Consider the following 16,290-nt stretch of genomic DNA (forward strand, 5'->3'; position numbering starts at 1 on the left):
CGGACACGGGAGGATGCGAGGGGACATGGCTCACGAAACCAGCGGTGCAGACAGGATGAGCGTGCTCCGGACACCACGGTTCTGGATAGCTCCCCTGCTCCTCGTCTCCGTCGTCATGTCCCTGCTGGCCGCGCTGTACATGGGTGGAATGCTCAATCCCCCCAAGCACCTCAACCACTTCCCCATCGCGCTCGTCAATCAGGACGAGGGCGACACCACGCCCAATTCCAACCCGCCGCAGCAGCAGAATTTCGGCGACCAGATCGCCGCCGGGCTCGTCGAGGGTGTCGATCCGGACAAGGTCGAACTTCGGCAGATCGGAATCGCCCAGGCCCAGTCCGCACTGGACAACGGGGAAATCTACGGTGCGATCGTCATACCGAGCGACTTCACGAAGCGCACGTTCATCCTCGCCCAGGCCGGCGTGATTCCCGGAGACGTCGAACGTCCGGTGATCACGATCTACACGAACCCCCGCGCGGGCACGATCAGTGCGAACCTCGTCCAGAACATCGGGGAGATGGCGTTGGACAAGGCCAATCAGACGATGGGCGAGCAACTCACCACCCAGGTGACGCAGCAACTCCAGGCGACAGCCCCCGACCTCCAACTGTCGGGGGCCAGCCGGCTCGTGCTCGACGACCCCATCGACGTGCGGGTCGTGGCCCACAACCCGCTGCCCGACGGCACCGGTTTCGGCTTGGCGGCGTTCTACTACGCGCTCCTGATCGTCCTGGCCGGTTTCACCGGTGCGACCATCGCGAGCACCCTCATCGACGGCATGCTCGGATTCACTCCGACCGAGGTGGGGCCGCTGTACCTCCACAACGAGGCGGTCCCGATCTCACGTTTCAACACCCTGCTCATCAAGTGGGCGGTGATGGTTGTGCTGGCGATGATCGTGTCGGGTCTGTACCTGTGGATCAGCTCGGCCCTCGGCCTGCCGATCACCGATCCGCTCGCCCTGTGGGAATACGGCGCCTTCGCGATCGCCGCGGTCGGGATCACGGCGATGTCCGTGATGGCCGCGTTCGGCAACCTCGGCCTGCTCATCAACCTGCTGGTCTTCGTGGTCCTGGCGCTGCCCTCGTCGGGCGGCACGATCCCGCTCGAGGCCGCGCCGCGCCTGTACACCTGGCTCGGTGAGTTCGAACCGATGCACCAGATCTACATCGGGGTGCGCGCCATCATGTTCTTCGGCGCGGCGGGCGACGCGGGGCTCATCCACGCCGTGTGGATGACCCTCGCCGGCCTCCTCATCGGCCTCGTCTTCGGTGCCGTCATCACCCGTTTCTACGACCGCAAGGGCTTGCATCGCCGCCACAAGGCGCAGACCGAACCCGAACCGGTGGACGCAGCCGGGGCGTGAGTCACGCGGGCGCGGACGACCAGGCCGCGCCGAACTGTTCGTACCAGGGATGCGGGGCGGGCACCGCCGCCAGGATCCGTTCGACGAACCGATCGGGGTCGCCGAGTTCGGCGAGTCCGACTCCGCGGCGCTCGTAGTCGGCGAACTTGTCGTGCAGTCCGGCGATCACCTTGTCGGTCACCGTCTGCTCGAACTCTTCGATGGTTGCCATCGGATGCCCCTCCTTCCGGCGAGAAGCGTCTGCGTTCAGTGTAGTGCCGACCTGCGGATTTGCCCTCGTCCGGCGGCGGATTATCGACTGTCGGTGACGCAGAGCAGACTGGGCCCGTGAGAATGGTCCTGGTTCCCGACGCCGACGGTGGCGCGACGACCGTTCGCACCGATCCCACGGGCGTTCCGGTCGAGTCCCCACGTCGACACTCCGACGCCGTGGCCGCGGTCCGCGACATCGAGGCGACCGAGCACCCCCGCTGGGTCTGGACGAGTACCGCGGCCGTCTATCCGGCGCTGCTGAAGGCGGGGGTGCGGGTGCAGCGCTGCCAGGACCTCGTGCTCACCCACGCCATCCTCAGCATGCGCGACGGTGTTCCCGCGCCGCCGCCGGACGAACCCGTCGACGAACGCCCCGGACTGTTCGAGACCGCACCCACCACGGATCCGGCGCAAGTGGTGGCGGACTTCGCGGAACAGCGGAACACGATCGGTGACGATGCACGGCTCGACCTGCTGGTGGCGGCCGAGTCCGCGGGCGCGCTGGCCGCCGCGGAGATGAGTGTCGACGGCCTGCCATTCTCCACCCGTACCCATCGCGCCTTCCTCGAGGCGGCGCTCGGGCCGCGGCCTGCCGGGTACGACCTGCCTCAGCGCATCCAGGACGTGACTGTGGAGATCGGGTCGGCGTTCGGCCGTCGCATCAACCCGGCGTCCCACGTCGAGGTGGTCGACGCGTTTCGCCGTGAGGGCATCGAACTCGCGTCGACCCGCAAACACCTGCTCCGCGAGGTCGATCATCCCGCCGTGCCGCTGCTGCTGCGCCACCGCGATCTGTCCAAGCTGTTCAGCACGAACGGCTGGCAGTGGCTGGACAGTTGGGTCCGCGACGACCGGTTCCGGCCCGTCTACGTTCCCGGCGGCGTGGTGTCCGGCCGCTGGGCGAGCCGCGGCGGCGGCGCACTGCAGATTCCGAAACCGCTGCGGTCGAGCGTGATCGCCGACCCGGGTCATACGTTCGTCATCGCCGACGCCGGCCAACTCGAACCCCGCATCCTGGCCGCCATGTCGGGTGACGCCCGCATGGTCGCCGCGGCGGGCGCCGACGACCTGTATGCACCGGTCGCGGCGGAGACGTTCGACGGCGACCGCGGCAAGGCCAAGGTCGCGATCCTCGGTGTTCTGTACGGCGCCACCGCGGGCGAGGCCCGTTCGCTGCTCACCCTGCTGCGCACCCGCTTTCCCGTCGCCGTCGAATATGTGGAAAGGGCGGCCCGCGCCGGTGAACGCGGCGAGGTCGTGCACTCGTGGCTCGGCCGGGCGTGCCCGCCGCCGTCCCCCGACTTCTGGTCGCACGGCGACGCGCATTCCCGCGGCCGGTTCACCCGAAACTTCGTGGTGCAGGCCACGGCATCCGAGTGGGCACTGTGCGTGCTCGCGGACCTGCGGCGCCGGCTGGCCGACGACCCGGACAGCGAACTCGTCTTCTTCCAGCACGACGAGGTGATGGTGCATACCCGGGACCCCGAGTCGGCGACACGGCACGTTCTGGGCGCGGTCGAGGTAGCCACCCGGTTGCTGTTCGGCGAGACGCGAGTGCGGTTCCCGATGGATGTGGCGGTGCGGGACTGCTACGCCGAAACCTCCGACGAGGCCTGACGCGCGCGGATTTCCGGTGTCGCCGGTGCGCTCGACATGGTGTACTGGGACGCACTGCTGGCGGGGGCGGCGAAGGAGAACCCATGACGAAGCTGGATTCGACGGACTCGAGCACCAGCGGCGAGACGCCGCGCAGGTTCCGCTGGCCTGCGTTCACCATCGTGGCCATCGCGATCATCGCGTTCTTCGCGGGCGGATTCGGGGGTTCCTTCCAGGGCAAGCTCACCGAGGTCCAGAAGAACGACAACGCCGCCTACCTGTCGAGTTCCGCCGAATCGACGATCGTCACCAACGAATCGTCCAAGTTCCTCACCGTCGAAACGATCCCCGGTTTCGTGCTGTTCCACAGCGACGCCCCGCTCACCGAGCAGGACAAGACCGCCATCGCCCAGGCACGTGACGCCATCGCGGCAGTCGACGGGGTCGACGCCGAAGGCATGTCCCAGACACAGTTCTCCCAAGACGGCACCACGGCATCGATCTTCGTTCCCCTCGTCGCGAAGGAGGACGGCACGGCGGTCGCCGGCGATGTGCTCGCCGCCACCGAGGAGAACGTCCTCACCGCCGCGAAGAACGCGGCCGCCGGGCTCGAGGTGCTCCCTGCCGGTCCCGGTGGTCTGCTGGTGGCGTTCATCGACGCGTTCGCCGGGCTCGACGGTGCACTGCTGGGCGCCGCCCTGCTCGTGGTGGTCCTGATCCTGCTGGTGGTCTACCGCTCCCCCGTGCTGTGGTTCTTCCCGCTCTTCTCGGCACTGCTCGCGCTCGGCCTGGCGTCGATGGTCATCTACTTCCTCGCCAAGGCCGAGGTGCTCACGCTCACCGGACAGAGTCAGGGCATCCTGTTCGTCCTCGTGATCGGTGCGGGCACCGACTATGCGCTACTCCTGATCTCCCGATATCGGGAAGAACTGCACTTCTATCCCAGCCGGTTCGACGCCATGGTCAAGGCGTGGAAGGAATCCGCCCCCGCCATCACGGCGTCGGCGGTCACCGTCATCCTCGGTCTGCTGTGCCTGACGTTCTCCGAACTGAACTCCAACAAGAGCCTCGGGCCGGTCGCCGCGATCGGCATCGCGTGCACGTACCTCGTGATGATGACGTTCCTGCCCGTCGCGCTGTCCGCGGCGGGACGGTGGGTGTTCTGGCCGCGGAAACCCAAGCTGGACGAGGCCGCCGACCTCACCACGCACGGCCTGTGGGGCAAGATCGCCGCCCAGGTCGGAAGCAAGGACCGCCCCCTCTGGATCGGTACGACGGTGCTTCTGGCCGTGCTGTTCCTGGTCGGCATCGGCAGTCTGAAGACGGACGGGCTGTCGTCGTCGGAAAACTTCACCAACCGCCCCGACGCCGTCGTCGGTCAGGAGTTGTACGACTCCAAATTCGATCCGGGCGCCGGCGCGCCCGCCGTCATCGTCACCAATGCCGATCAGACGGAGGCGGTCATCACAGCCGTGAGCGGTGTGGACGGCGTGTCCACGGATCCCGGCGCGGTGTGCCCGCAGGTCGACGTCGAGAAGCTGTCCGCACTCGTCAAGTCCAACCCGGCCGCGGTGGCTTCGGCAGCCGGGCAGGGGTGCGCACCCGACTTCCTCACGGCCGCACCGATCGACGGGCGCATGGTCGTCAACGCGACACTCGCCGACTCGTACGATTCCCCGGAAGCCCTCGAGACGGTGAAGCGACTGCGCGACGCGGCGCACGCCGTACCCGGTGCCGATGCGCTCGTCGGCGGCAGCACGGCAACCACTCTCGACGTGCAGACGGCGTCGGTGCACGACCGGAACCTGATCATCCCGATCGTTCTCGTCGTCATCTTCGTCGTGCTGGCCCTCCTGCTCCGCGCCCTGCTCACACCCATCATCCTCATCGCCACCGTGGTCCTGTCGTTCGCGGCCACCCTCGGGGTGTGCGGACTCTTCTTCACCCACGTCTTCCATTTCGCGAACGCAGATCCGGCGTTCCCGCTGTTCGCGTTCGTGTTCCTCGTGGCGCTCGGCATCGACTACAACATCTTCCTGATGACCCGGGTCCGCGAGGAAACCGAGGAACACGGCACCAAATCCGGTGTGCTGCGGGGACTGGCAGTGACCGGTGGCGTCATCACGTCGGCCGGTGTCGTACTCGCCGCGACGTTCGCGGTACTGGGCGTGCTGCCCCTGGTGTTTCTCGCCGAGGTCGGTTTCGCGGTCGCGTTCGGCGTGCTGCTCGACACGATCATCGTGCGCAGCATCCTCGTCCCGGCGCTCTCCCACGACATCGGCAAGAAGATCTGGTGGCCGTCGGCGCTGGCGAAAGCCAAGGACTAATACGCTTCGTCGGTCCACAGGTGGAACAGCGCGTAGGCCCGCCACGGTCGCCACGACTCGGCGAGTTCCGCTGCCTGCCTGCCGGTCCTGACCTCCAGCGCACGTTTGAGGACGAGGTCGTCGGGTGTGAACGCGTCCGGGTCGGCCAGCACCCGCACCGTCAGATAGTCCGCCGTCCACGGGCCGATGCCGGGCAGTGCGAGCAGACTGGCCCGGAACTCGGCCGGGTCGGTGTCCGCGTCGAGGCGCAGACCGTCGGACGCGGCCTCGGCCAGCGCGAGCACCGTCCTGGCCCGGGCGCCGGTGAGACCGAGGGTGGAGCGCAACTGTTCGGGTGCGAGCGCCGCGAGCGTCTCCGGTTCGGGAAACGCGAAGAATCCGTTGTGGACGGGCCGACCGTACGCGGACACGAGCCGGCTGCCGAACGTCCGGGCTGCTGCCAGCGAAACCTGTTGTCCGAGAACGGTCAGAACCGCCGTTTCGAACCCGTCCACGCTCCCCAGGCGCCGCAGACCCGGTCGTAGTGCCACCAGCGGAGCCAGTTGCGGGTGACGGCTCAACGCGGCGTCGATCGGCAGCGGATTCGCGTCGAGGTCGAGCCAGCGCCGGACCGCGGCGGTCAGCGCTTCGATGTCTCCGGGATCCGCCGGTGTCAGGTGCGCCTCGACGTCCCCGTCGGCGGGACGGACGATAACGGACACCAGCGCGGGCCCGTGCGGACCGTTCACCACCCGGGTGTGGGTTCCGTCGGGGTCGTGTCGCTCGAGGCCGGACACGGTGTGGGCGCGGAGCGCGCCCCACAACGGCGCATGGGTGAACGGGCCCCGGTACGGCAGCTGCACTCTCATGCGTCCTCGAGTCCCGTCATCCGCAGCGTGATGTTCAGTCGGCCCGTTGTCAGTCCGCAGTCCGGATCGTTCGTGCCGGGAAACACTTTCGGCACTCCGTGATATGCGAACCGGGACTCGCCACCGAACACGAAGAGGTCGCCCGACAGCAACTCGACATCGGTGTACGGCTTCGTGCGGGTGGCAGTGTTGCCGAAGCGGAACGTGCACGTGTCGCCGATGCTCAACGACACGACGGGCGCATCGGACCGCTCCTCCTTGTCCTGGTGCATGCCCATCTTCGCGGTGTCGTCGTAGAAGTTGATCAGCGCGGCATCGGGTGTGTACCCGTCGGCGGGCTTCCCGTAGGCCTCACTCACCGCTCGCCGGCCGAGTTCGACCAGCCAGCCGGGAACCGGCGCGACACGGCCGCCGCCCGCGTCCTCGGCGGTGCGCGAGTAGGAATACGGCTTCCAGTGCCAGCCGAGGCACACCGTCTGCACCGACATGCGATGCCCCGTCGGCAGTTGCGCGGCCCGCATCGGGACCGGTGCGGTGGCCCAGCGCCGGCATTCGGCCACCAGGTGGCGCTGCTCCTCCGGCGTGAGCCAGTCGGGGACGTGGACGGCGCCGGGCGCCACCACAGTTCGGGGCCGGGGTATCAACGCGGACATCACGGTCACTCGGCGTCGTGCAGGACCAGGCCGAGGGTCCGGCGGGTGCCGCGCCGAACGGTGCTGACACCGTGTCGTACCGGTCCCGTCGACCAACCGCGGGTCGAGCGTACGGGCCTGTCCCTGGTGGTGAAGATCAGCGCATGACCCTGCTGCAGCGTCGTCACCGTGCCCCGGGACTGGGCGCGGGGTCGCTGCTCGACGAGCATGAATTCCCCGCCCTCGTGGTCCACTCCCGGGCGGTCGAGGCCGATCACTACCTGCAACGGGAACACCAGGTCACCGTAGAGGTCGCGGTGCAGAGCGTTCCAGTCGTTCGCGCGGTAGCTGAGCAGGATGGGTGTCGCCCGTTTCTGGCCGGCGTCGTGGCACATGTCCAGCCATTCGTCGAGGGTGTCCGGCCACGGCGCGGGCTTCCTCAGCTTGGTCGCCCAGTCCCGTGCCACGGGAAGAAGTTTCGGGTAGAAGGCGGCACGGAGTTCGGCCACGACCTCCGGTAGCGGGTGGTCGAAGTACCGGTACTGTCCCGAGCCGAAACGGTGCCGGGCCATGTCGACGGTGGACCGGAAACGCTCGACCTCCTCGTACATGTCCGCGATCTGCCCGCACTCCTCGGCCGTCAGGATCTGCTCGGATTGCGCGCATCCCGCGGCGTCGGTCTCGCCGTGGAGACCCTGCCAATCGAGGTCGTTCACGCGTTGCGTCAAGGTAGTCATGCCGCTGCCTCCAATGTCAGCAGAATCGACTTGGCTTCCGGCCCACCCGCGTACTGGCCCATGCTGCCGTCGCTGCGGACCACCCGGTGGCAGGGAATCACGACGGGGAGCGGGTTGAGGGCGCAGGCGGTTCCGACCGCGCGCACTGCCTTCGGGCTGCCCGCGGCCGCCGCGACCGAGGCGTAACTGGCGGTGTGTCCGTAGTCGATCTCGGGAAGATGGTGAAGTACCTCGAGCCGAAATCCCTTGGACAGCCTGAAGTCCAGCGGAACGTCGAAGCTCGTGCGCTCGCCGAGGAAGTATTCGTCGATCTCGTGGGCCACCCGGTCGAGCCGGGCCGGTGCGCGCAGGATCCGGGGGCTGATCTGCTCGGCGAGGGTCTGCAGTACGGCGTCGTGATCCTGGCTGGGGAAGGCGACCCGTACCAGCCCGCGATCGGTGGCGGCGAGGAGAAGCGAACCGACGGGGGTGTCGAGGGTCCGGTACGCGACGTCGAGGAGCCCTGCTTCGGCGGCGAGGGCGGCGAGCCGCTCACGCAGATTCTGCTCGACCGCGGAGTCCGACGTGGACAGGGCGTAGACGATGTCGGGGATGTTCATGTGATGTCTCCACTCACAGAGATCGAGAGGGTCTTGCGTAGCGCCGCAATCCCGTCGGCGGCGGCCCGTCGCGACGCGTCCGGGGAGTTGCTCAGGATCACCGCGATCTCGGCGTACGGCAGCCCGGCCAGGTAGTGATACGCCACCGCCGCCCGTTGCTTCATCGGCAGGGCGCCGACCGCGTTCCACAACTCGGGGTCGTGACCGCCGGGGAGTCCGCGGTCGGTCGTCTGCTCGGGAAGCGCGTCGGTGGGGACGGGCCGCCGGTCGCGCGCACGAATGTGGTCGAGCGCTTTCCGGTGCGCGATGGTCACCAGCCATGCCTCGACGTTGCTCCCGGGACGCAGGTCGGGGTACGCCCGCATCGCGGCGATGAAGGTCTCCGACCAGGCGTCCTCGGCGTCCACCGGACCGACCACGGCCCGACAGACCCGCAGGACCGTCGGCCCGTGCTCGGCCACGATGTCTTCGAACGGCTTCAGGGTCATCAGCTCAGCCGGAGTCCCGCCCGTTCCGCTTCGCGTTCGAGCAGGAACCGTTTGCGCTCGAGCCCGCCCGCATACCCCGTCAGGTTGCCGTTGCTCCCGATGACACGGTGGCACGGGACGATGATGCTGATCGGATTCCTGCCGTTCGCCGCCGCCACCGCGCGAACCGCAGTCGGGGTGCCGAGGGAGTCGGCCAGCTGACCGTACGTCCACGTCTCGCCGTACGGGATGGTGCGCAGGGCGTCCCACACCCGTTGCTGGAAGGGCGTGCCCCGCGCGGCGAGCGGGACGGTGAAGTCGGTGCGCCTGCCGTCGAAGTATTCGGTGAGCTGGGTGACGGCCTCGTCGAAACCTGCGGTGTCGCGCTCCCCGAACGTCGCGGGATTCGGCTGATGCCGGTGTTCGACCATGTAGATGCCGCTCAGCACCCCGTCGACGCTCACCAGCGTCAGGGGGCCGATCGGTGAATCGATGACTGTGTGTGCTGCTCGGTCGGCATTCACGGTGCCAATCCTTCCAGGTGTACGGGCCTCTGAAAGGTAGACGTCTGCCACGACCGAAACGTGAGGTGCGAAATGCATCAGGCAGGATGGGCCGATGGCTCTCGTACAACTCGGCACCCGCGACCTGGTGCGTACCGTCACCGGGATCGCCCGGTGGTCGGCGGACACCGCTGAACTCGTCGTCTCCCTTCCCGGCCGGATCGGCACCCTCCTGGACCAGGTCGAGGTGCTGATTTCCCGCATCGAGGCAATCAGCGACGGCGCCGAGATCGCCGTGGCGAGGGCGAACGCGGTTGCGGAATCGGCGGCGACCGTCGTCGCCACGGCAGGGCACACATCCGCGTCGGCGCAGACTCTCATCGGTCTGTACGAGCCGCTGGCGACGAAGGCCGCCCCACTGGCGCAGCGGTTCGTCGACGACCTCACCGAGGAGGAGATTCACGCCGCGATCGGGTTGGTGGACCACCTGCCCGAGCTGACCCTGCGCATGGAGGGGCTGATGCCGATCCTGGCGACCCTGGACACCGTGTCGCCGGAGATCCACCAACTCCTCGAGGAGGTCCAGGGCGTGCGTCAGGCGATCCAGGGCGTCCCCGGTTTCAAGTTCTTCCGCAAGCGTGGCGAGGCCCAGGAGGACGACGACTACGCGCGGTAGCCGTCCGTTCCGGCGCGTCCGACGACGATCTTCGGGACCACCGCGCGCGACGACAGCCGCAGCAGGGCGTCGACGAGTTCGACGATGTCGTTGACCTCGATCATCGCCTCGGGCGGGATCGTGTCGTGGATCCAGGCGGACATGTCGGTGTCGACGTACGCCGGGGCGAGCGCGGTCGCGGAGACTCCGTTGCCCGACTCCTCCACGTTCAGCGTCTCCGTCAGGGAGATCAGCGCGGCCTTGGTCGCCCCGTAGACGGCGAGCCCTGCCTCGGCGTACACGCCGGTGATCGATGCCAGGGCCACGACCTTGGACCCGCGTCCCGGGTTCTCCGCCGCACCGGTACGCAGCAGCGGCAGCGACTGCTGCAGAAGGCTGAACGGCGCCCGCAGGTTGACTCCGAGGCTCTTGTCGAATCGGCGCATGGGGAACTCGCCGATGGGGCCCGCGGTTCCCACCCCGGCGTTGAGCACCAGCGCGTTCAGCGAACCGTAGGCGTCGGTGTGCGCCTCGACGACGCGTCCGGCAGATTCCTCGTCGGCGAGGTCACCGGCGACCACGACGACGTCCTTCGCGCCCGCGGTCCGCAGGTCGGCGCCCACGGACTCGAGCCGATCACGATCACGGGCGGTGATCGTCAGCCCGTACCCCTGTTCGGCGAGACGGGTGGCGATGCCGAGTCCGATGCCACGCGAGGCGCCGGTGATCAGTGCGGTGCGACTCATACGGTCTGTCCTTTCAGGGCGCGCAGGCCGGCCGCGACGAATTCGGGCACCGCGTCGCCTGCCTTGTCGAAACCTTCTCCGACGGTGGCGCCGACACGGTAGCGGTGGTTGATGCCCTCGGCGATCACGGCGAGTTTGAAGTTCGCGAGCGCCAGGTAGAAGTTCCAGTGGACCAGTTCGCGCCCCGACGCCACGGTGTAGCGCTGCGCGAGATCGTCCGCCGACGGCAGTCGCGGGCTCGTCCAGGCCGCCGGTTCGCCGAGCACCAGGTCGAGAGCCGGATGCCGGTAGACGCACATCAGGGCGACGTCGGTGAGCGGGTCGCCGAGGGTCGACAGTTCCCAGTCGACGACCGCCGCAACGGTGCTCACGTCGCCGGCCGCGAGGATGGTGTTGTCGATGCGGTAGTCGCCGTGCACGATCGACGATTCCGACTGCTGCGGAATTGATTCGACCAGCGCGGCATGCAGGCGGTCGACGTCCGCGGAGTCCGTCGTCTTCACTCGCCCCCACTGGCTCGCCCACAACGTGACCTGCCGGGCCACGTACCCGTCCGGGCGGCCGAGCTCGCCCAGGCCGACGGCGTCGTAGTCGACGTTGTGCAAAGCGCCGAGCACGCGGACCAGTTCGTCGGTGCACGAGTCGATGTCGTCGTCGGACAGCGCCTCGAGATCCGACTTGGTCCGGATCACCTGGCCCGTCACGTGTTCCACCACGGTGAACTGCGCGCCCATCACACTGTCGTCCTCGCACAATGCGACGGTGGCGGCCACCGGGACGTCGGTGCCCTGCAGCGCCGAGGTGATGCGGAATTCGCGGGCCACGTCGTGCGCCGACGGTGTGAGCCCCGCGGTGGGCGGCCTTCGCAGCACCCACCGCGAGGAGTCGTCGAAGATGGCGTACGTGAGGTTGGACTTGCCGCCCGAGATCAGGTCGGCCCGCAACTCACCGGCGAGAGGAACGTCCGACTCGGACAGGAACTTCCGCAGCGCAACGAGATCGAGTCCCCGATGTTCGGTCATGCGCCCGCCTCCCGCGCGGCCTTCTTCGCAGCACCGACGACACGCTTGGCGATGGCCCAGCGGTGCACCTCGGACGGTCCGTCGTAGACACGGAACGGTCGCACCTCGCGGGACAGCCGAGCGAGGGGCAGGTCACCGGACACGCCGAGACCGCCGCACATCTGGATTGAGCGGTCGACGATGCGGAAGATGGCCTCGGAGGCGTAGGTCTTGGCGATGGACGTGGAGTTGCTCGCGTGGCCGCCCTGATCGAGTTCCCAGCACGCCCGCGTCAACAGTGCGCGGGTGGCGGCGATGTCGATCTCGTTGTCCGCGATCATCTTCTGGACCATGCCGAGATCACCCAGCTTGCCTCCGAAACCCTCACGCTGCGCGACGTGTGCCACGGCGACGTCGTGGCCGCGCCGCGCCGCACCGAGCCACCGCATGACGTGCGTCATCCGGGCGGGCCCGAGCCGGACCTGGGCGTAGGCGAATCCCTGGTCCACCTCGCCGAGAACCCCGCTGTCGGCGACGAACAGGTCCTCGAAGAACACCTCGCAGTGCCCACCGATCATCGCCCGGTCCAGGGTGTCGATGTGACGACCCACCCTCAGCCCCTCGGCGTCGGCCGGCGTGAGGAACATCGTCGCACCACCGCGGTCGCCGGGCACGCCGGACGTGCGCGCGAAGATGATGAAGAATCCCGCGCCGTCGGCTCCGGTGATGAAGTACTTGTGGCCGTTGATCTTCCACCCGCCCGGCACCTTCTCGGCGCGCGTGGTCAGTGCCGAGGGGTCGGAGCCGGCTCCGGGCGACGGCTCGGTCATGGCGAACGCCGACCGCATGTCGCCGTGCGCGAGCGGGGCGAGGAACCGCTCCTTCTGCTCCGGGCTGGCGATGTGCGCGAGCATGTGGACGTTGCCCTCGTCGGGGGCCCCGATGTTCAGGGCGGTCGGGCCGAACAGCGAATAGCCCGCGGCCTCGAAGACGGGCGCGCGATCGGTCATGTTCAGGCCGTGTCCGCCGTACTCGACGGGTGCGTGCGGGGCGAAGACTCCGGCGTCCTTGGCTGCCTTCTGCAGCTCCACGCGCAGGGTGTCGCCACCGGCCGCGGTGATGTCGCCGCCGTGCTCGTCCTCGATGGGCAGCACGACTTCGCGGGTGAACGCCTCGGTCTTCTCGACGAGCGCGGTCACCTCGGGTGCGTAGGACAGATCGATCGCCACAACTACCTCCAGTCAATACGGCGACTCCAGTACCGACCGATCACTCGCTCGGTCGAAGTCGTCACCGACAATTCCACACCTTCGAAAGCCGGTCAAGACTCAGTCGGACGCGCCGACCGTGCTCCTCGCGATCGCCAGGTACCGCTCGACCAGTTCGTCGGGCGACAGCGGCCCGTCCTCCCGGTACCAGGTGGACACCGCGACGCACATCGTGACGACGGCACGGCTCGCGTCCTCCGGGAACGGCGTCCGGAACAACCCCGCCGCCACCCCCTCGCGGACGATGTCGTCCAGCATCTCCTGCTGCTCGTCGCGCAGCGCGATGTACGCCTTCCGGCTCTCCGGTTCCATGCTCCGCGTCTCCCGGGACGCGACGAAGGCCTGTTCACGCCGGTACATGTGGAACCGCAGCAGCGACTCGATGACCGCGTCGAACCGCTCGCCCGGTGTCGGGCCCGCCTCTGCCACCGCCGCGTGGCTGCGATCGAGGAGTTCGCGCATCACCGCGTTCGTCAGCCCCACCAGCAGCGCCTGCTTGGAGGGGTAGTGGTGATAGAGACCGGGGACCGACAGACCGGCGCGTGACGCGATCTCACGGATCGACGCCCCGTCGTACCCCTTCTCGACGAACGCCGCCAGCGCCGCGGCCAGAACCTTGGACAAGCCCTGGTCGGTGTACTCACGCCAGGAACTGCCGCGCTGGGTGCCCTCTATCGTCATGGGTCCTACGGTAGAACAGATACCCGCCGCTCCCCTGCTGTGGTCGCGGGAGTTGACTAGAGTCGAACGAGGTCGCCCAGATCGACAGCCTTCTCCGACAGAGAGCCAGGGACCACCTGATGATCCACGTCCGTCACTCCGCGATCGCAGCCGTCCCCATCCACGTGGCGTTCGCGTACATCGACGATTACCGGACGGTCCCCGACTGGATGTTCGGGGTCTCGGAGTTCCGTCCGATCGGGGAATTCGACCAGGGGATGGAGTCGACGTTCGACGCCGCGATCCACATCGGCCCCAGCACCCTGCGGTCGCGGCTCGAGGTCACCGAGTGGGAGCAGGACCGGGTCATCACCCTGGCGTCGCTCGACGGCGCCGCCAACTCCTCGACCTGGGAGTTCACCGCTCACGGTGAGGACAAGACCGAGATCAGCGTGGACTTCGCGTACAAACTCCCCGGCGGCCTCACCGGCAAGGCCCTCGGTCTCATCGTCGAACCGTTCGTCGAAACGGCCGTGAAGAACACCGAGGTGACCTTGCGGCACAACCTCGAGGAGCTGTACGCGAAGCGCAACCGCTAGCGTCCGGGCAGGAAAGCCAGCCGTCCGACTGTCGTCCCCTCGCCGAGCCGTGCGATGCCGTCCGCGACGTCGGTGAGCCCGAGCCGCTCGCTGATCATCGGCTTGATCTCGCCGGCCGCGGCCATCCTCGTCAGCTCTTCGTGACACTCCCGGATCGCAGCGGGGTTGTAGGCGTTGTACAACCCCCAGTGGAGCCCGATGATCGAGTAGTTCTTGATCAGCGCGTGGTTCAGCCCGGGCGACGGGATGGTGCCGCTCGCGAACCCGATCACGATGATGCGACCCTCGAACGCGATGCACTTGGTCGACTTCGTGTAGGAGTCGCCACCCACCGGATCGAACACGACGTCGGCACCGCGGCCGTCCGTGAAGTCCTTCACGGCCTGCACGAAGTCCTCGCTGTGCCGGTCGATCACGAGGTCGGCACCGAGTTCCCGCGTGTAGGCCGCCTTCTCGGGACCGCCGACGACGCCGATCACCTTCGCACCCGCCGCCTTACCCAGTTGCACGGCCGCGCTGCCCACACCACCTGCCGCAGCGTGCACGAGCAGGGTTTCACCGGGCTGGATCTGCGTCCTGCGGTGCAGCGCAAACCATCCCGTCTGGTACCCGATCGACAGTGCCGACGCCTCGGCGTCGTCGAGGGCCTCCGGAGCGGGGAACGCTGTGGCCGAGGACATGACGGCCAGCTCGGCGAACCCGCCGTTCGGAAGACTCGGCATGCCGATCACCCGGTCACCGACGGAGAACTCGGTGACACCCTCGCCCAGACCCACCACCTCGCCGCACAGCTCCACACCGGGAGTGAACGGAAGCGGCGGCTTGATCTGGTACTCGCCGCGGCACAACAGCACATCCGGGAAGTTGGCGGCGGCCGAGAGCACCTTGACCAGCAACTCCCCGGGCTTCGGTTCGAGGTCGGGGACGTCCTCGAACTTCAGAACGTCCCTCGGCTGCCCCAATTCGTGTACACGCCACGCCTTCATCGATCAGTCCTTCGGTCCACCGGCGACGTAGACGACCTGCCCCGAGACGAATCCGGCGCCCTCGCTGACGAAGAACGACGCGGTGTGCGCGATGTCCTCGGGCTGCCCGACGCGGTTCACCGGGATCTGCGACGCCGCCGCCTTCTTGAAATCCTCGAAGCCGACACCCACCCGCTCGGCGGTGGCGGCGGTCATCTCGGTCTCGATGAAGCCGGGCGCGATCGCGTTCGCGGTGACACCGAACTTGCCGAGCTCGAATGCCAGCGTCTTGGTGAAGCCCTGCATGCCCGCCTTGGCGGCGGAGTAGTTGACCTGCCCGCGGTTACCGAGCGCAGAGGTGCTCGACAGGTTCACGATGCGCCCGAACTTGGCGTCCACCATGTACTTCTGCACGGCCCGCGACATCAGGAACGCACCGCGCAGGTGCACGTTCATGACCGCGTCCCAGTCGTCGACGGTCATCTTGAACAACAGGTTGTCGCGGGTGATCCCGGCGTTGTTGATCAGGATCGTCGGGGCACCGAGTTCGGCCGCCACTCGCTCGACCGCCGCGGCGACCGAGGCCTCGTCGGCGACGTTCGCGCCCACGGCCAGCGCTTCGCCGCCGGCGGACGTGATCGCGTCGACGGTGCCGGCACACGCGGACTCGTCGAGGTCGAGGACGGCGACCGCGTAGCCGTCGTCGGCCAGCCGCTTCGCGACGGCGGCGCCGATTCCGCGGGCCGATCCGGTGACGATGGCGGTTCTACGTTCCTGGCTCACTTGTTTCCTCCATGCTGGTTGTTCTCGGTCTTCGTACGGTATTTGCGGAGTTCTCTTCTCGCGATGGACATCTTGTGGACCTCGTCCGGTCCGTCCGCGAGACGCAATGTCCTCAGATGGGCGTACATCATGGCGAGGGGGAAGTCGTCGGTGACGCCGGCCCCACCGTGCACCTGAATCGCCCGATCCACAATCTTCAACGCAATATTCGGAGCCGCCACCTTGATCGCCGCGATCTCCGTCCGCGCCTCCTTGTTCCCCACCGTATCCATCAGATACGCCG

General features: G+C 67.9%; 19 protein-coding genes. 5 read left to right on the top strand and 14 right to left on the bottom strand.

Annotation, left to right across the window (positions count from 1 at the left end):
- The first annotated feature begins 25 nt into the window (after positions 1-25).
- Entirely contained in the window at positions 26-1,369 is a 1,344-nt protein-coding gene (locus tag G9373_RS07905; protein ID WP_120660472.1) for a DUF3533 domain-containing protein, read from the top strand.
- A gap of 1 nt (position 1,370) precedes the next feature.
- Here G9373_RS07905 and G9373_RS07910 read toward each other — a convergent pair whose 3' ends face one another.
- The gene (locus G9373_RS07910) at positions 1,371-1,580 is read right to left on the bottom strand and encodes a hypothetical protein (protein WP_054245510.1); all 210 of its coding nucleotides are present in this window, start codon (positions 1,578-1,580) and stop codon (positions 1,371-1,373) included.
- A gap of 122 nt (positions 1,581-1,702) precedes the next feature.
- Between G9373_RS07910 and G9373_RS07915 the strand changes: the two genes are divergently transcribed.
- Positions 1,703-3,238, top strand: a complete 1,536-nt coding sequence (locus tag G9373_RS07915; protein ID WP_120660471.1) for a bifunctional 3'-5' exonuclease/DNA polymerase — start codon at positions 1,703-1,705, stop codon at positions 3,236-3,238.
- Between the two features lie 83 nt (positions 3,239-3,321).
- The gene (locus G9373_RS07920) at positions 3,322-5,544 is read left to right on the top strand and encodes an MMPL family transporter (RefSeq protein ID WP_167114552.1); all 2,223 of its coding nucleotides are present in this window, start codon (positions 3,322-3,324) and stop codon (positions 5,542-5,544) included.
- Here G9373_RS07920 and G9373_RS07925 read toward each other — a convergent pair.
- The 6 genes from G9373_RS07925 to G9373_RS07950 are packed head-to-tail and all read right to left on the bottom strand — an operon-like array spanning position 5,541 to position 9,351.
- Positions 5,541-6,392: a DNA-3-methyladenine glycosylase 2 family protein gene (locus G9373_RS07925; RefSeq protein WP_167114555.1), complete on the bottom strand. Its 852-nt coding sequence runs from the start codon at positions 6,390-6,392 to the stop codon at positions 5,541-5,543. The two genes, G9373_RS07920 and G9373_RS07925, sit on opposite strands and share 4 nt — an antisense overlap.
- Positions 6,389-7,045: an alpha-ketoglutarate-dependent dioxygenase AlkB gene (locus G9373_RS07930; protein WP_043791252.1), complete on the bottom strand. Its 657-nt coding sequence runs from the start codon at positions 7,043-7,045 to the stop codon at positions 6,389-6,391. The genes G9373_RS07925 and G9373_RS07930 overlap by 4 nt, the downstream gene beginning before the upstream one ends.
- Before the next feature lie 5 nt (positions 7,046-7,050).
- A complete protein-coding gene (locus tag G9373_RS07935; RefSeq protein ID WP_005569514.1) occupies positions 7,051-7,761 on the bottom strand; it encodes a 2OG-Fe(II) oxygenase in 711 nt (236 codons plus the stop codon).
- Entirely contained in the window at positions 7,758-8,360 is a 603-nt protein-coding gene (locus tag G9373_RS07940) for a methylated-DNA--[protein]-cysteine S-methyltransferase (protein WP_005569513.1), read from the bottom strand. Before G9373_RS07940 ends, G9373_RS07935 begins: the two co-directional genes overlap by 4 nt.
- Positions 8,357-8,848, bottom strand: coding sequence for a sigma-70 family RNA polymerase sigma factor (locus G9373_RS07945; RefSeq protein ID WP_167114558.1), 492 nt, complete (start codon positions 8,846-8,848; stop codon positions 8,357-8,359). Before G9373_RS07945 ends, G9373_RS07940 begins: the two co-directional genes overlap by 4 nt.
- Positions 8,848-9,351 carry a methylated-DNA--[protein]-cysteine S-methyltransferase gene (locus tag G9373_RS07950; RefSeq protein ID WP_005569510.1) on the bottom strand — a complete coding sequence of 168 codons (504 nt, stop codon included), beginning with the start codon at positions 9,349-9,351 and terminating at the stop codon, positions 8,848-8,850. Before G9373_RS07950 ends, G9373_RS07945 begins: the two co-directional genes overlap by 1 nt.
- Before the next feature lie 94 nt (positions 9,352-9,445).
- On the opposite strand from G9373_RS07950, the gene G9373_RS07955 reads away from it, so the two are divergent.
- Complete coding sequence (locus G9373_RS07955) at positions 9,446-10,006, top strand: hypothetical protein (protein WP_005569507.1); 561 nt, start codon at positions 9,446-9,448, stop codon at positions 10,004-10,006.
- Here the strand turns inward: G9373_RS07955 and G9373_RS07960 are convergent.
- The 4 genes from G9373_RS07960 to G9373_RS07975 all read right to left on the bottom strand — a co-directional run bounded on the left by G9373_RS07960 (position 9,994) and on the right by G9373_RS07975 (position 13,681).
- Positions 9,994-10,731: an SDR family oxidoreductase gene (locus G9373_RS07960; protein ID WP_005261346.1), complete on the bottom strand. Its 738-nt coding sequence runs from the start codon at positions 10,729-10,731 to the stop codon at positions 9,994-9,996. The two genes, G9373_RS07955 and G9373_RS07960, sit on opposite strands and share 13 nt — an antisense overlap.
- Positions 10,728-11,753 (bottom strand): phosphotransferase family protein, encoded by a 1,026-nt coding sequence (locus G9373_RS07965; RefSeq protein ID WP_120660468.1) that lies wholly within the window; start codon positions 11,751-11,753, stop codon positions 10,728-10,730. Before G9373_RS07965 ends, G9373_RS07960 begins: the two co-directional genes overlap by 4 nt.
- On the bottom strand, positions 11,750-12,961 hold the full coding sequence (locus tag G9373_RS07970; RefSeq protein ID WP_005569503.1) for an acyl-CoA dehydrogenase family protein: 1,212 nt from the start codon (positions 12,959-12,961) through the stop codon (positions 11,750-11,752). Before G9373_RS07970 ends, G9373_RS07965 begins: the two co-directional genes overlap by 4 nt.
- Before the next feature lie 99 nt (positions 12,962-13,060).
- Complete coding sequence (locus G9373_RS07975) at positions 13,061-13,681, bottom strand: TetR/AcrR family transcriptional regulator (protein WP_005261343.1); 621 nt, start codon at positions 13,679-13,681, stop codon at positions 13,061-13,063.
- A 119-nt stretch (positions 13,682-13,800) separates the two neighbouring features.
- Here G9373_RS07975 and G9373_RS07980 point away from each other — a divergent pair, with 119 nt between their 5' ends.
- Entirely contained in the window at positions 13,801-14,259 is a 459-nt protein-coding gene (locus tag G9373_RS07980; protein WP_005569501.1) for an SRPBCC family protein, read from the top strand.
- On the opposite strand, the gene G9373_RS07985 is transcribed toward G9373_RS07980, so the two are convergent.
- From G9373_RS07985 to G9373_RS07995, 3 genes are all read right to left on the bottom strand, one after another.
- Positions 14,256-15,245, bottom strand: coding sequence for an NADPH:quinone oxidoreductase family protein (locus G9373_RS07985; protein WP_065492167.1), 990 nt, complete (start codon positions 15,243-15,245; stop codon positions 14,256-14,258). The two genes, G9373_RS07980 and G9373_RS07985, sit on opposite strands and share 4 nt — an antisense overlap.
- A 3-nt stretch (positions 15,246-15,248) precedes the next feature.
- On the bottom strand, positions 15,249-16,007 hold the full coding sequence (gene fabG, locus G9373_RS07990; RefSeq protein ID WP_133985096.1) for a 3-oxoacyl-ACP reductase FabG: 759 nt from the start codon (positions 16,005-16,007) through the stop codon (positions 15,249-15,251).
- The coding region (locus G9373_RS07995; RefSeq protein WP_277346546.1) for an acyl-CoA dehydrogenase family protein at positions 16,004-16,290 on the bottom strand (287 nt) is incomplete at its 5' end. The genes G9373_RS07995 and fabG, both read right to left, overlap by 4 nt.

It is taken from the genome of Rhodococcus sp. A14 (assembly GCF_011603105.1).
Taxonomy (GTDB): Bacteria; Actinomycetota; Actinomycetes; order Mycobacteriales; family Mycobacteriaceae; genus Rhodococcus_F; species Rhodococcus_F opacus.

Coding starts and splice junctions, on each gene's coding strand:
- G9373_RS07905 (WP_120660472.1), top strand. CDS start 26: ATGGCTCACGAAACCAGCGGTGCAGACAGGATGAGCGTGCTCCGGACA.
- G9373_RS07910 (WP_054245510.1), bottom strand. CDS start 1,580: ATGGCAACCATCGAAGAGTTCGAGCAGACGGTGACCGACAAGGTGATC.
- G9373_RS07915 (WP_120660471.1), top strand. CDS start 1,703: ATGGTCCTGGTTCCCGACGCCGACGGTGGCGCGACGACCGTTCGCACC.
- G9373_RS07920 (WP_167114552.1), top strand. CDS start 3,322: ATGACGAAGCTGGATTCGACGGACTCGAGCACCAGCGGCGAGACGCCG.
- G9373_RS07925 (WP_167114555.1), bottom strand. CDS start 6,392: ATGAGAGTGCAGCTGCCGTACCGGGGCCCGTTCACCCATGCGCCGTTG.
- G9373_RS07930 (WP_043791252.1), bottom strand. CDS start 7,045: ATGTCCGCGTTGATACCCCGGCCCCGAACTGTGGTGGCGCCCGGCGCC.
- G9373_RS07935 (WP_005569514.1), bottom strand. CDS start 7,761: ATGACTACCTTGACGCAACGCGTGAACGACCTCGATTGGCAGGGTCTC.
- G9373_RS07940 (WP_005569513.1), bottom strand. CDS start 8,360: ATGAACATCCCCGACATCGTCTACGCCCTGTCCACGTCGGACTCCGCG.
- G9373_RS07945 (WP_167114558.1), bottom strand. CDS start 8,848: ATGACCCTGAAGCCGTTCGAAGACATCGTGGCCGAGCACGGGCCGACG.
- G9373_RS07955 (WP_005569507.1), top strand. CDS start 9,446: ATGGCTCTCGTACAACTCGGCACCCGCGACCTGGTGCGTACCGTCACC.
- G9373_RS07960 (WP_005261346.1), bottom strand. CDS start 10,731: ATGAGTCGCACCGCACTGATCACCGGCGCCTCGCGTGGCATCGGACTC.
- G9373_RS07965 (WP_120660468.1), bottom strand. CDS start 11,753: ATGACCGAACATCGGGGACTCGATCTCGTTGCGCTGCGGAAGTTCCTG.
- G9373_RS07975 (WP_005261343.1), bottom strand. CDS start 13,681: ATGACGATAGAGGGCACCCAGCGCGGCAGTTCCTGGCGTGAGTACACC.
- G9373_RS07980 (WP_005569501.1), top strand. CDS start 13,801: ATGATCCACGTCCGTCACTCCGCGATCGCAGCCGTCCCCATCCACGTG.
- G9373_RS07985 (WP_065492167.1), bottom strand. CDS start 15,245: ATGAAGGCGTGGCGTGTACACGAATTGGGGCAGCCGAGGGACGTTCTG.